This window comes from Phycisphaerales bacterium, from assembly GCA_029268515.1.
In the GTDB taxonomy this organism is placed as follows: domain Bacteria; phylum Planctomycetota; class Phycisphaerae; order Phycisphaerales; family SM1A02; genus JAQWNP01.
The window spans coordinates 184,210-197,855 of the sequence record JAQWNP010000002.1 but is presented as its reverse complement, the minus strand read 5'-3'; the positions used below and the strand labels follow the sequence as shown (position 1 = coordinate 197,855).

11 protein-coding genes are annotated in these 13,646 nt (G+C 51.1%); 4 read left to right on the top strand and 7 right to left on the bottom strand.

Annotated features, from left to right (window positions below):
- Positions 1-294 precede the first annotated feature (294 nt).
- Positions 295-1,158, top strand: a complete 864-nt coding sequence (locus P8J86_02285; protein MDG2053516.1) for a HAMP domain-containing sensor histidine kinase — start codon at positions 295-297, stop codon at positions 1,156-1,158.
- Between the two features lie 250 nt (positions 1,159-1,408).
- On the opposite strand, the gene P8J86_02280 is transcribed toward P8J86_02285, so the two are convergent.
- On the bottom strand, positions 1,409-2,545 hold the full coding sequence (locus P8J86_02280) for an ABC transporter ATP-binding protein (GenBank protein ID MDG2053515.1): 1,137 nt from the start codon (positions 2,543-2,545) through the stop codon (positions 1,409-1,411).
- Positions 2,546-2,733: 188 nt separating this feature from the next.
- Here P8J86_02280 and P8J86_02275 point away from each other — a divergent pair, with 188 nt between their 5' ends.
- On the top strand, positions 2,734-3,114 hold the full coding sequence (locus P8J86_02275) for a DciA family protein (GenBank protein MDG2053514.1): 381 nt from the start codon (positions 2,734-2,736) through the stop codon (positions 3,112-3,114).
- 22 nt (positions 3,115-3,136) lie between these two features.
- Here P8J86_02275 and P8J86_02270 read toward each other — a convergent pair whose 3' ends face one another.
- From P8J86_02270 to P8J86_02255, 4 genes are read right to left on the bottom strand one after another with little or no spacing between them, the layout of a single operon-like run.
- Positions 3,137-3,577 carry a thioesterase family protein gene (locus P8J86_02270; GenBank protein MDG2053513.1) on the bottom strand — a complete coding sequence of 147 codons (441 nt, stop codon included), beginning with the start codon at positions 3,575-3,577 and terminating at the stop codon, positions 3,137-3,139.
- 58 nt (positions 3,578-3,635) lie between these two features.
- On the bottom strand, positions 3,636-5,018 hold the full coding sequence (locus P8J86_02265; protein MDG2053512.1) for a 50S ribosome-binding GTPase: 1,383 nt from the start codon (positions 5,016-5,018) through the stop codon (positions 3,636-3,638).
- A gap of 46 nt (positions 5,019-5,064) precedes the next feature.
- A complete protein-coding gene (locus P8J86_02260) occupies positions 5,065-7,389 on the bottom strand; it encodes a YidC/Oxa1 family insertase periplasmic-domain containing protein (protein MDG2053511.1) in 2,325 nt (774 codons plus the stop codon).
- A gap of 54 nt (positions 7,390-7,443) precedes the next feature.
- The gene (locus P8J86_02255) at positions 7,444-8,199 is read right to left on the bottom strand and encodes a metallophosphoesterase family protein (GenBank protein ID MDG2053510.1); all 756 of its coding nucleotides are present in this window, start codon (positions 8,197-8,199) and stop codon (positions 7,444-7,446) included.
- A gap of 185 nt (positions 8,200-8,384) precedes the next feature.
- Here P8J86_02255 and lpdA point away from each other — a divergent pair, with 185 nt between their 5' ends.
- Both lpdA and P8J86_02245 read left to right on the top strand, forming a co-directional pair.
- Complete coding sequence (lpdA, locus tag P8J86_02250) at positions 8,385-9,878, top strand: dihydrolipoyl dehydrogenase (GenBank protein ID MDG2053509.1); 1,494 nt, start codon at positions 8,385-8,387, stop codon at positions 9,876-9,878.
- A 26-nt stretch (positions 9,879-9,904) separates the two neighbouring features.
- Positions 9,905-11,131, top strand: coding sequence for a pitrilysin family protein (locus tag P8J86_02245; GenBank protein MDG2053508.1), 1,227 nt, complete (start codon positions 9,905-9,907; stop codon positions 11,129-11,131).
- Here the strand turns inward: P8J86_02245 and P8J86_02240 are convergent.
- Together P8J86_02240 and recO are read right to left on the bottom strand one after the other, a co-directional pair.
- Positions 11,102-12,658 (bottom strand): GGDEF domain-containing protein, encoded by a 1,557-nt coding sequence (locus tag P8J86_02240; protein ID MDG2053507.1) that lies wholly within the window; start codon positions 12,656-12,658, stop codon positions 11,102-11,104. The two genes, P8J86_02245 and P8J86_02240, sit on opposite strands and share 30 nt — an antisense overlap.
- A gap of 200 nt (positions 12,659-12,858) precedes the next feature.
- The gene (gene recO, locus P8J86_02235; GenBank protein MDG2053506.1) at positions 12,859-13,599 is read right to left on the bottom strand and encodes a DNA repair protein RecO; all 741 of its coding nucleotides are present in this window, start codon (positions 13,597-13,599) and stop codon (positions 12,859-12,861) included.
- Positions 13,600-13,646: the final 47 nt, after the last annotated feature.

Below are 13,646 nucleotides of genomic sequence, written 5' to 3'. Positions count from 1 at the left end.
CCTACCTGAAATGGGCCCATTAGATGTTCCACGTGGAACATACCCGAAGCTGATTCAAAGATGTTCCACGTGGAACATTGTCCAGAAACTTAAACGACTCCATAAGACTATCGGACCACATCGCCAGGTGTCCCCAAATATGTTCCACGTGGAACATCTCCTCGAAAGCACGCCTGACGCACGAATCAATAGAAATCGACTTAGCGTCGAATTTGGCTGAATTACCCCCCTCCCAAGGCCGATCAAGATTGCGGCCCATCATTGCAATGGGCCAACCCGGGAGGCACCCGACGTATGGCAAATAGAGATCCACAACCCATTACCCATGGGCAGGTCCTGGCCCGCCTTTGTGAGACAGAGACCCAACTAGAGGCGATGCGCCAAGCGTTAGAGCAATCTGATCGCCTGGCGTCTATTGGATTACTCACAGCTGCATATGCTCATGAAATCAGTAATTGCCTGAGCCCAGCTGTCGCAGCATCCGAGCTTATGGGCATATTTGACCTCAATAGTGACATGTCAGAGACCCCGCTAGCTGCTGCCCTTGCGTCTCTCCAACAGGCCGCTGACCTCAGTAGCGATCTCATTGATGCCACCACCAAACAAGCTCAACCCCAACCAACCCCGCTAAAAACCTCAATTGAGGAAGCCATCGCAGGTTTGCAGCCTATGCCGAAGTATCACGGCATTACTGTCGAACAGCGGATTCCAGCAGATTTAGTAGTCCTGATTGAGCCAGAGGCCTTGGCCCGCGTCATCATCAACCTTGTTCAGAATGCTTGCCGAATCCTTCGCTCTCAACCAGCCGGCCGGCCTCGCCGTATTGTCGTGTCATGTGAGTCTGCACCGGACGGCTTAATTGGACTCGTCATTTCAGACACTGGACCTGGTTTACCTCCAGATATTCTCCGCCAATTCCGACTCAGTGGATCCGCTCATAAATCCAGCACCTTGCCTCCAAACCCGAGCCACAATTTCCGAATTACCAAAGGTCAGCATTCGGGACAAAAGCAGGGGGCCAATGGCGTAGGGCTCATTCTCAGCCAGCGACTCATAGAAAGATCGGGTGGGGAGTTGCTGGTTGCTCATAGCAGTCACAAAGGCACCTCGTTTGTGGCAAGACTGTTAAAAGCAGATGGCCCCAGGAAATCACAATAAATATCGTATTCCAGTCTTTTGAGAACATATCAATTGACTATCGACACATTTACGCCCACGATCGATCAGGAATGGCGTAGATGCCTTTGCAATTGCGCAATTTATAGCCAGCCATAAATCTCTCAGTATCGCTGCAATTAGAGTCATTTAGGCATATTATCACGACAATAGATGTAAGTATGACACTTAACACCTGTTTGGTGTCGAAATAGTGGTGATCATGCGTCTATTTGTTGCGATCTCTCTGGATCTATTCACAGGGAACAAGGATCACATCATCTGGATGTATATAGAGACGCTCTCGTCGGGCTGTTTCCTGGGCAGGACCGTCTACGCCTTCAGAACGGTGGCCGTGGGGACCCGAGGGGTTGAGCTCCAAGACCTTCAACCTTGAGCCATCAGATAAGACGACGAGGTGCTGAGCTGTTTCACCAAGGTACATCGTTTCGGCTCTCTGTCCTTCTAGGATATTTTCAGGGCATTCCCGAGTTGAAGCATCGGTGCTGTCATCAAGTGCCTGAAGTGCTTCAGGACGAATACAACAGATGACTGATTGTCCTTCCTGCGGACTGCCACTGGGTTGCACCAGAGGGCAGGCACTTTTCAATGTCCCCGCAGCTGTCTGCACAGAAAGATACCTATTGCCTACTGGCCCCAATGTTGCTGATAGAAAGTTCGCCTCACCAAGAAACTCTGCTACGAACTGACTGCATGGCCGTCGATAGATGCCTTCAGGTGGTCCGATCTGCTTCGCTTTGCCATCCTTGAGAACAACCATTCGATCCGCCATGGAGAGCGCTTCCACCTGATCGTGGGTCACATAGATGGTGGTAATACCAGACTCCCGACAGATGCGTCTGATCTCACCTCGCATCTCAAGACGAAGCCTGGCATCGAGATTGGAGAGGGGCTCATCGAGGAGGAGCACGGTTGGCTCTACGACCAGCGCCCGAGCAAGTGCAACCCGTTGCTGTTGGCCACCAGAGAGCTGGTTTGGTTTACGCTGCGCATATTGCTCCATCTGGACGCTTGTAAGTGCTTTTTTTACAAGGCCTTGCCGTGATTCCTTGGGTATCTTTCGGACCTTAAGACCGTAGGCCACATTCTCATGAACTGTCATATGTGGCCAGAGCGCATAGCTCTGGAAAACCATCCCCGTCTGCCGTTTATTTGCCGGCAGATGTGTGACATCGCGATCTCCGAAATGAATGCTGCCTTCACTGGGATCGATAAACCCGGCAATCATGCGCAGTAGGGTGGTCTTGCCGCAACCCGATGGTCCCAGCAGAAAGAACAGCTCGCCGCTCTTGATATGCAGGTCAACCTTGTCAACCGCAGTTGTCTGTCCAAAACATTTTGTGAGGCCGGTGATGTGTACGTCAGTCATAGAGCAAGCAGGATAGAGGCGAGAGGCGTCTCGCTGCAATTCGGGGCCTGGTCCAGAGCCACAGATTCGCCTTCATTGCTACTGAGCGGGGTTAAGCATCGCCAATGAAGGTGGGGGACCTGGGGAAAACATTATTCATTTCGGATTGATGGTATCTCAATAGGCATGCCAAAGGTACGATCGATCCGATGTCAATAATCATGTCCAATCATCAACGAACAGACCAGAGTGCTGTTGAGGAACTACAGCGTTTGCGCCGATTTCGGCGCCGAGGAAAGCCCAATCTCTCCGTTGAACCGTTGATCCAGGGCATTCAAATGACAGCCCAAAGACAACATCGACGCTTAGGCAAGTGTATTGATGCCTGGGAAACATTGGTACCCGACCAGTTACGCGAGAAAACCTGTATTGAATCACTCCGACAAGGTACGTTACATGTCACTGTCACCAGCTCGGCTGTTGCCTTTGAACTGGATCGCGCTGTTCGCTCAGGTTTGCTCACGGCCCTAGCAGCACGGATACCAGGGCCTCTCCAACGCGTCCGCACGCGTATCGGATCGGTTGAATAGCCCAACCCAACCATCAATCAACTTATTGAGAAAGCGACTTGGCTTCCGTCGCGGTGATGAGCTTCATAAGTAAATCTGGAATTGGCTGTACTTCGCCGCTGCGCGTCAGGCAGGCAAGGGTAGAGCGGCCAGTTGCCAGAAGGTCTTCACCGTGCTTGAGTTGATAGCTGTGCTTGATTTTGACTCGGCTCCCACCCTCAATAGAGGTGTGCAGCACCAAGAGGTCATCGTATCGGGCGGGTTTCCGGTACTTAACAGCCAGGTCGATGACTGCTAGAAAAACGCCTTCCTCCTCAAACTGGCGATAGGTCCACCCAGTCGCTCGCAATAGCTCAGTACGACCCATCTCGAACCACACGGGGAATCGACTGTGATGAGCAACACCCATTGGATCACATTCGTTGTAACGAACGCGTAGCTCCATTGTCCCATGATCGAGAATATCTGACTCCGGTGTACTCATTCGCTGCGCTCACAGTTGATTTGTTGAGACATTAAGATAACACCACCGCTTTCCCATGCTACTTACCAATACAAAAGCTTGCGAACACATGATCAAGCACGTCATCTGGGGGCACGTGCCCAATCAGTGGCATCATAGCCGTCAAAGCGTCACGTAGTGCCGCAGCAACAAGCTCTGCATCCTGCAGTTGTCGGCTCTCACTTAGAGCAGTCATCGCTCCAGCTTCTGCCAAAGCTTGACTGGCTTCTACCAACGCTTGTCGATGCTTTGCCATAAGGCTTGGTGTTGCACGCGTTAAACTTGTTGATGTCTCACTGAGCGCTTTTCCAATTGAACTTCGAAGCGATTCAATACCAACACCAGACAACGCGCTCACCGCGAGCGGCTGCCGAGCACCGCTAGACAGATCAGCCTCACCAATTTGATCGGCCTTCGTACGAACACTAATAACACTGGACAATTCACTACCGTGGTGTGGTGATGGCTCACATGCAATCTGAACCGTCGCTCGCTCTAACGCCGTCGTTGCTGCTATTTGCATTTGTGAATCAAGTTGACCAGTGCGCTTATCCCAACCTGCTACGTCGACGAGAATACACGCCACAGAACCTGTTGCACTAGGCACCGTCAATCGTTCTGTTAACACATCGCGGGTTGTTCCCGCAACCGGCGAACTCACCGCACGCGTTTTTCCCAACAGTGCATTAAACAACGTTGATTTGCCTGCATTCGGTGGCCCAGTAATGACGACCCATGGCGTCGATTCTGGATGCTCTTTCGCTGCATGATGCCCCAGCCACTGCTGCCAGCGTTCTTGAATGGCAAGAATACGCTTATGTAATACATCCGGTTCAATAGCGACCACGTCTTCTTGATCAGTAAAGTCAATACCAGCTTCAACTAATCCAAGCAGCTGTGTAAGTTCGTCCCCACTACTTCGCGCCCAATCTCCAAAGTCTTCGCTCAACAGTAGTCTGGCTGTTTCTAACTCTTCATCTGATCGCGCTGCAATTGCTGCTGCAACACCCTCTGCTTGTGTTAATGTCAAGCGGCCATGCCAATACGCTCTCGCTGTGAACTCGCCAGGTTCAGCGCGGCGCACAAGATGCTCTTCATCTATTGCTCGCTTCGAACGATCAATAACTTCCTGAACAATACGATCAAGAAGCATTGGGTTTCCGGGACACCTCAACTCAATCACATCTTCGCCCGTGTAAGAATTTGGCGACGGGAAACTCATCACCAGTATTGGCAATGTCGTATTGCGAGAACCATCAATAACAAACCGCATTATCCGCACGCCACGCCATTGCGATTCAATAGATGATTCACAACAGTTATTAACGGCAACAACTGAATGCGCTCCACTGAGTCGTATAAGACCATGTGCGGAATGACCAGGAGGCGAAGAGATTGCGATAATGGTGGCTGATGTGTCCATGAGTACCTACTACCGCACTATCGGATCACAACAATTCACTGAACGACTAAGAGCGCTTTTTGTATCGAGGTGATGGACCGCGGCGTTTATCTTTGACACGCTGCATTGCAGCCTGGTATGCCCTTGCTCCTGGATCCTTACCTTTACCATCGCCTCCCTGCCTCTTCTTACGAGGTTTCGAAAAGTCCATGGTCTCGATCTGCTTGCGTATATGCCGGCCTTCCAGAATGCCGATCGAGCTTGATGTCAGGATATACATCGTGAGTCCGGACGGCGCGCTATACAGCATGATCGGAAAGATAAAGATAATCATGACTTGCATAAACTTTTGCTGACGCAACATCTCTTTCGACATCGATGGATTTGGTGGCGGCGCCAGGTATTTTTGCTGGATGTACCACATGACTGCCATCAATAATGGCAAGACATTGATACCAGTGATATTCACCCATCCCCAAAGTTCAATTGGCTCTTTGAACTCACCAAAGAAGTGATCTGGTGTCGCAAGGTCTGCTAGGAATGGCCAATCCCAGAATAGCTGGAAGAAACCAAAGAACGCAGGTTGCTGGCGAAGATCAAACGCAAAGTAAAGCATCGCATATAACGCGACCCAAATCGGCATTTGAAGAAACAGGGGCAAGCAGCCAAGCATCGATAGGGGATTGATGCCTTTTTCTTGCATCAGTCGCATCTGCTCTTGCTGCTGACGCTTCTTGTCGTTGGGGAACTTCTTTTTGAGTTTCTCTAACTCCGGCTTCAGCGTGCCCATCTGCTTACTAAAGCCCTGCATACTGATCTGTGATCGCTTCGTCAGTGGATGCAACAAAGCGCGTACCGTAATCACCAGCACGATAATTGCAATGCCCCAATCGAAGACCACATAGTTATGTAGGAATGTCAGGAAGTCGAGCAGAAAGATGGCCAGCCATTGAAATGTGCAACAGGCACACATTGATGACATGACATAGAGAATCATGTTGTTCATATTGAGTGCGGCATATGGCTGCTCATCACTCAAGATATACCGATCCAATGGACCAGCATAGACACCAAAATGTAGCTCTACTGTTTGATCCCCAGCAACTTTGACTGTCTCACTAATCAGTGCCGTAAACACAACCTCTTCTGGCACACCTTCACTACTGACATGTGTTTGAACTTGCGCATTGATCGCGGTCACTTCAGGCCGCAGACCCCGATCACCTTTACCCTCTGGGCTCAGTAGCGGGTGCACTGCAAGCGCGAAATATCGATTCGTAGAAGCAAACCATGAGAGGGTATACCCCTCCGCGATGGCTTCCTTTTTGGGCCACAAACTAAAATCCTGGTTCGGTGTTTCAGAAATGTGATCTTTGTAATCACCAACAATTGTGGAATACTCTTCGAGAATCTCACTACCAACCACGCGTCCGAGTCGTTTGGGATCATGCTCTAGTGCAAGCTCGTACCCATAACGGATCCGGCGGCGGTCCATGTATCGGGCTCGATCTCGGTCAAGATCGGTCGGACCATACTGAATCCAAGAAACGTCGAGTTCTTGTTGCGTCAGGTTTTTAAGATCCTGATGGAGTGTGATATCGAATTGATCACCAAGTACAAACCTCCTGGTAATCTCAAGGACGGGTTCGTCCTTCTCATTCACAATCTCAAGTCGGAAAACGCCCGGTGATATTTGCGCCCAATGAATCTTGCTGGAAAAAACCGAAACCCGCTGGCCGTTAATCTCAACAGCACTACTGCCAAGTATGGGGACCTCTATAGACTCCACAGAATTATTGTTATTCCAAGTGAATGTCTGTGAGCGTTGGAGCACGTAGCGACGGTTTTCTGGAAGTGGCACGGTAGGCGTCTGGCCTTCCGCAACTTCTTTCATGTGCTCATCTGCCTGGCGGTGTGCTGAGGCTGTTTGCCAAATATCACTAAAGACAATAGATGTGATCCCAGCGCCGGTACTCGTAAACTGCAACTCCATTGTTGCCTTGGTGGGATCAAGACTCCCCAAGGAATCAATGGTTGCATTTGGATCCGCTGAGCTGGCTACCTTCAATCCCGAAAGTGAGACCAACGTCGCATCGGTGGTCGTTGCTGGAGTCGCATCGATAACACCATTGACATCAGTGCCAGTGGGCGGCGCCGTCGCTTGTTGAGCGGTTGAGTCAGCTGCGATGTTGTTGGTGCTTGTCGCTGAAGTCGCAACATCGCCCTGAGCAGTAGCCGTCTCAGTTGGCGGGGTCTCGATCTCAGCTTGGTCTTCTGGTTGCGACTGAGGCCCGCCATAAATCACCGCAAGTACGATCCCTGCAGCAACAAGCAATACAAAAAGCGTAATGACGAGTCGGCGCGCCTCTGGATTCTGCGGTTTCTTCTTCATGAGGGATGAGCCAAGGCGGTATCAATAAATCCAAGGAAAGGGGGGCATGGGAGGCTAGCGGCCTTCTCGAAGACGATCTCCCAACCAGTTGGTTAGTTCTGCAATATCGTAGATCTTCTCAACAACGGCTTCGATGTCATATTCAAGGCGAAGAAACTCCACTGACTCTCCGTCCAAGATGGCATAACTCGCTCGTGGATCAAGATCTCGTGGTTGCCCTACAGATCCAGGGTTGATAATCGCTTTTTCTTGATCATTCAGCTTATAACGGCCTTCGAGATCACCGGGTGGGTAGAAGTCAGGTTCATCAGTAAAAACACCAGGCACATGGGTATGTCCGACCATACAGAACCGCTCCACGCGGTCAAATACCTGTTGCATCTTGACGGGACTGTTGATTGCATCTTCTGGGAAGATGTATTCGTTAATGGGTCGACGGGGCGAGCCATGGATGCATAAGAAGTTGTCGAAGCTGACCCGCACCTGAAGCCGCCCCAAGAACTCCCAACGGCGGGCTGCGTCATCTGCATTGGACTCACCCTCAAATTGAGTTCGGGTCCAATAAGCAGCCTGCTCAGCTGCCACGTTGAAGTTGGTTGGCTCATAGAGAGCTCCAAAATCATGGTTACCCATCAGGCACCATTCGCAGTGCTCAGCGACAAGATCGACGCATTCGACCGGATTGGGGCCATAACCCAAAATATCACCTAAACAGATGACCCGATCGACCTTACGGTCGGCAATATCACCGAGGACAACCCGAAGGGCCTCAAGATTTGCATGAATGTCACTGATGATCGCAGTGCGCAAGGGGTACTCCTAATACAACGTGAATCCTCGATGCTACGGGGCCACCTATCGGTCGTCAATGAGGGCCCTGTCAGGCCTGCTCGTTACCCCGCTATGAGGCTTTAGGCGGCATCACCAAAGAACCGGCCTCAGAGCGTTACAATGCCCCTCCTCATCTCGCACGGGAAGAAGATGAGCCTACACCAATGAAAGGGAAGACTGCTGTGGCTGATACCAAACACTATGACCTTATCGTCATCGGATCAGGACCGGGTGGCTATGTCGGCGCTATTCGAGCCGCCCAGTTGGGTATGAAAGTGGCATGTGTCGAACGCGATAAGTTGGGCGGCGTTTGTTTGAACTGGGGTTGCATCCCATCCAAAGCACTGTTGCACAATGCCCAGTTGGTCGACGAAGCTGTCAACCATGGCAAAGAGTGGGGCATCAACTTCACTGGCGCCAAGATTGACTTCAAGACCATTGTTGGCCGCAGCCGTGATCTCACCAAACAACTGAACGCTGGCATTGCTTATCTCTTTAAGAAAAATAAGGTTGAGCACATTGCTGGGCATGCCCACATTCTCTCGGGCAACGATGGATCTTCACCCTGTCAGGTTGAGATCAAGAAAGTATCTGGAGATTACTACCACGGTAATGGCACCGATGTGACCGAGGTCATTACCAGTGATAAAGTAATGATCGCCACTGGAGCCGCACCCAAAGAGCTGCCCTTTGCAAAGTGTGATGGGAAGACCATTGTGAGCTCATATGATGCAATGAATCTGCCCAAGCAACCCGCATCGATCGTGATCGTCGGATCTGGCGCTATCGGTATGGAGTTTGCATACTTCTACAACTGCCTTGGCACGAAGGTCACCGTGATCGAAATGGTTGACCGCATCCTTCCAATCGAAGATGAAGATGTCTCGAAGGTTGCACAGAAACTCTTCTCAGCTCAAGGTATTGAATTCCGCACCAACCACACGGTGCGTGCGGTCAAGAAATCGGGCAAAGGCCAAAAAGTCACCATTGGCCCAATGAATGATGAACAAAAATCTGAGGATCTTCAGGCAGATGTCGTCCTTGTTGCGGTCGGTGTTGGTGGCCGCTTTGAGGGGCTTTTTGAAGAAAGCCTTGGCATTGCTGTTGACCGGGGCCACATCAAGACCGACTACCAAGACGCTGAAGAGCCCACCTATCAAACAAGCGTGCCGGGCATCTATGCCATCGGCGACATCATCGGCCCACCTTGGCTCGCCCATGTTGCCTCAGAAGAAGCGGTCACCTGCGTTGAACGCATGGCTGGACACCATACGCTTGGCGTTGATTACAAATCGATTCCAGGTTGCACGTACTGCAATCCACAGATCGCATCAATTGGAATGACTGAACGAGCGGCTAAGGAAGCGGGTTTGGAATACACGGCAGGCACCTACAGTCTTAAGGCCCATGGCCGAGCGATCGCCGTTGGCGCCAATGAAGGCATTGTCAAAATCATTGCCTCAAAACCGTATGGCGAAATTCTGGGCGCGCACATCATCGGCGAGACGGCCTCGGAACTGATCTCGGAGATCTCACTGGCCATTCGACTTGAGGCAACCGCTGATGACATCATTTCAACGATGCATCCACACCCAACAATGGCAGAGGCGATCCACGAGGGTGCACTGGCAACTGAGGGTCGGATGATTCACAACTAAGAACAAGATTCGATCATTACTTATCGATGGAAATTGAATTCAAACAATCTCAACTCGCCAACGGACTCAACATTGTTGCCGAGATTAACCCCGCCGCTCACTCCACAGCGATGGGCTTTTTTGTCAATACCGGTGCCAGAGATGAAGCCTCTCGCATGATGGGGGTCAGTCACTTTCTTGAACACATGATGTTCAAGGGCACTGACACCCTCAATGCCGAAGAAGTTGATCAAGCCTTTGATGATCTTGGCGCGATCCACAACGCGTTCACAACCAGTGAAATGACCGCCTTCTGGGCACATTGTCTTCCTGATCATCGTGAGCAGGTGTTTGCGACGCTCGCCGATATTCTTCGTCCCGCCTTAAGGCCTGACGATCTCGAAGATGAACGAAAGGTCATCATCGAAGAGATCGCAATGTACGAAGACAATCCATTTTGGGTGTTGTATGAAAGGGGCATTGAGTCTTACTACGGCAATCACACATTGTCTCACCGCGTCCTTGGCACCAAAGAAACCGTTTCAAACATCTCACCGCAAGACATGAAACAGTACTTTGATGAGCGATATGCGGCGGATAACACTGTGCTCGCCGTCGCTGGTTGCCTCGACTTTGATGAGGTCGTTGCGCAGGCCAACGCTCTCTGTGATCATTGGCCTACTTCGGGCACCACTCGGTTATACCAACCAGTTGTGCCTCAATCTGATGATTTTACGATGCGTCTACCCACACTTGCGCAGGCCTACGTTGCACTCATTGCGCCGTTCCCGGGTGCGAATGATGACGACCGCTATGCCGCTGCACTTTTATCGCACATACTTGGTGGAGCTGATGGCTCACGCCTTCATTGGGCACTCATTGAAACCGGTTTGAGTGAAGATGCAGCAGCCTACTTCGATCCACGCGACCGGACCGGTGAATTCTTAGCCTATGCCGCATGTCAACCCGATCAGCTGGAGCAAGTCGAGTCATTATTGCGTAGCGAAATTGACGGGTTAATAACGTCGCTGACAGAATCTGATCTCGAGCGAGCAAGGGCGGTATTTGCAACCGCATCGACGCTCAGCGAAGAACTCTCCAGTGGACGCATGCGTCGCTTAGGTCGGCTTTGGACCTACAGTGGGGAATATCGATCTCTCGAAGATGAGCTCAAGCGTATCAGTAGTGTCACGCTGGACAATCTAAAAGAAGTAGCGACTCGCTATCCAATGGAACCAGTTGTTTCAGCTCGCCTCATTCCCGAACACAAATGAACTTGAGTTGACTGACTGACTCTGAGCAGCATCAGCGCTCACTTGAACACAACCACCACCTGCGGCTTTCGCTGCATAGACGCCAAGGTCAGCACTACGAACAAGTGTGCCTCGTTCTCCTTTGCACACCTTCGCATCGATCGTTCCAACACCCATACTTGCAGTAACACTCAAGAAAAGTGGCTGCCCGCTTTCGGTTTCACACTCTATTGGTGTCGACGAAATCATATCGCAGATATTCTGCGCAACGGCGACCGCTTCTTGAGTTGGCGATTTGAATAACAGCACGACGAATTCATCACCGCCGTAACGTGATACATGAGCGCCATTGGGCAAAGACTTGGAAAGACGTTGAGCAACATCGCTTAGAACGACGTCGCCAACTTGATGCCCATGGGTGTCATTAATCTGTTTAAAACGATCCATGTCAATAAAGATGAGTGACAATGTGACGCCTTGACGGTTCGCTGCATTAACACCATCTCGTAATGCTTGTTCAAAGCCTGCCCGATTTGCCACGCCTGTGAGCGCGTCTGTACAAGCTTGTTGGCTAAGCGATTCGTTTGCTTCACGAAGTGCTGTCGTCTCACGTTGCATCGTCAGTTGGTGTTCGATCAAACGCTCTTCAGCCTCGGCCATGATGCCATCAACACTGTTTGACTCCTCTGAAGGAATCCTGAAGAGCGAAGCGACCTCACTGGCGACCTCAGTGACACGACGTAAGACTTGCTTTGCCTGTTCGGCATCCAAGCTGAGGCGATTTCGTACTTCACTTTGGAAGGCTGCTGCCGCATCATGTGGATTCCCTGAAAGAAGTCCGGTTGCGGCAAGATTCGCCGACTGAATGAGTCGAAGAAATGATCTCCATTGATGGGGACTCTTTCCAGCATCGTGGTGCCAACGCATGGTGACCCCGAGTTGCTCTGGCAGATTCCAATGCTCCGCAATGGCCGCACCAACATCAGTATGCCCATAGCCAAATTTGGCCTTTTCCAATGCTTCTAGCTTGTCATGATTGCCTTGCGTTTTCTGTATACAAGTTTGATATTCACTGCCACAGATACGCGAGAGAGCGACCATGCCAATATCTTGCATGAGCGCTGCTAAAAAAGCGATCTCAGGATCACATATCTTTGTGACCTGGGCGAGCTCACGGGCTGCAACAGCGCCGTAAATATCTCTTCGCCAATAATCGACAAAGTCGAAACTCACATGGTTCTTGTCCTCAGCTTGAGGACGCATTGTTTCGACAAGACTAAAACCGAGTACAAGTGTCTTGACAGTGTTAAGTCCGAGATACACAAGTGCCTGTCGAATCGTCACACATGGACGAGCCAGGCCGTAATAACTTGAGTTGACCGTCCGTAGAATCTTAAAAACAAGGCCTTGATCGAGCTCAATCACACGAGCAATTTCCTTGAGATCAATATCCTCAGAAGACGTCAGTTCCAACACACGAAGCGCAATCGTGGGTAGGGAAGGCAGACGCTGGCTGCTGATAATTTGATCGATATCCAGACTTGTCATCTACTTAACCTCACATCAGGAGTTTGCTTTTTCGCCTGTGAAAGCGCTATTTGAGGTGCACTGCAAAATCTGAGCACTTCAGCCCCAAGCCACAGGTTCAGAACCTCATTTCGCTAGACCACTGCTGATATCGGCTTGGCAGAAGGGCGAATTCAGCCAGATGGGCGGCTTGACGACGAACGCCTACTTTGATGTAAAGATCAATGAAATGAGCCCGGAAGGTCCGAGAATGCCCATCGCATTGCTGCCGTTTCGCGACCAATGATCTCACGCAGATAGGCCGCTAAAAGGCGATTGGCTCGCTGAATCACTTCTTGATCCTGTGTTGGCGTTTCACCAGCCGCAATGGTGCGAAGGGCATGCACGGTCGCCACTCGAACACGCCAACGATCGCCCTCGCCAGTATCAAGCACCAAACCGCCGGCCTGTGGACTGAACGCTAAAGTCTCAGCATCGGCGGGGAACGGTTGTCCAGTCACAGCATCACGATCGATGACAGGCGTAAATCCCCCTGAACTAAGCAGACCCCATTGAAACGCCAATAGGCCTAAATCAACGTGATCTGCCAGTGCCTCCAAAGCCGCGGCCATTCCATCGAAGACCGCTGGATGGGGGTCATGGTCGGTCAGAATCCGCTGGACTGCATCGGCCATATAGAGTGCCGCTCGATTTGCCGCCAAGTGTTCATGCACATGCCTAAAAACACGCTGTAGCTGCCACTGTGTAAGCGTCGCCAAATCCGTCGATGGCTTGGTGATTGCGGTGATCTCACCCATCGTCAATACATCAAATCCGCCCGAGAAAGGGGCGTTAGGCCGCTTTGAACCCTTTGCAATACCGCGCATGAGGCCATGTTGACGTGTCAGCAGACAGATCGTCTGTGAGGTCTCAGAGTAATCCCACTGGCGGATACAAATAGCTTGATCAGTAAGGGTTGGCATGGGTTTACGCCGGTTCATTGCTTTTAGGCGAGTTCAGGCAGAGGGAG

What these genes read in the sequence shown, in the direction of transcription:
- P8J86_02245 (MDG2053508.1), top strand. Translation starts at nt 9,905, where the DNA reads ATGGAAATTGAATTCAAACAATCTCAACTCGCCAACGGACTCAACATT.
- P8J86_02280 (MDG2053515.1), bottom strand. Translation starts at nt 2,545, where the DNA reads ATGACTGACGTACACATCACCGGCCTCACAAAATGTTTTGGACAGACA.
- P8J86_02270 (MDG2053513.1), bottom strand. Translation starts at nt 3,577, where the DNA reads ATGAGTACACCGGAGTCAGATATTCTCGATCATGGGACAATGGAGCTA.
- P8J86_02285 (MDG2053516.1), top strand. Translation starts at nt 295, where the DNA reads ATGGCAAATAGAGATCCACAACCCATTACCCATGGGCAGGTCCTGGCC.
- P8J86_02260 (MDG2053511.1), bottom strand. Translation starts at nt 7,389, where the DNA reads ATGAAGAAGAAACCGCAGAATCCAGAGGCGCGCCGACTCGTCATTACG.
- lpdA (MDG2053509.1), top strand. Translation starts at nt 8,385, where the DNA reads ATGAAAGGGAAGACTGCTGTGGCTGATACCAAACACTATGACCTTATC.
- recO (MDG2053506.1), bottom strand. Translation starts at nt 13,599, where the DNA reads ATGCCAACCCTTACTGATCAAGCTATTTGTATCCGCCAGTGGGATTAC.
- P8J86_02240 (MDG2053507.1), bottom strand. Translation starts at nt 12,658, where the DNA reads ATGACAAGTCTGGATATCGATCAAATTATCAGCAGCCAGCGTCTGCCT.
- P8J86_02265 (MDG2053512.1), bottom strand. Translation starts at nt 5,018, where the DNA reads ATGGACACATCAGCCACCATTATCGCAATCTCTTCGCCTCCTGGTCAT.
- P8J86_02275 (MDG2053514.1), top strand. Translation starts at nt 2,734, where the DNA reads ATGTCAATAATCATGTCCAATCATCAACGAACAGACCAGAGTGCTGTT.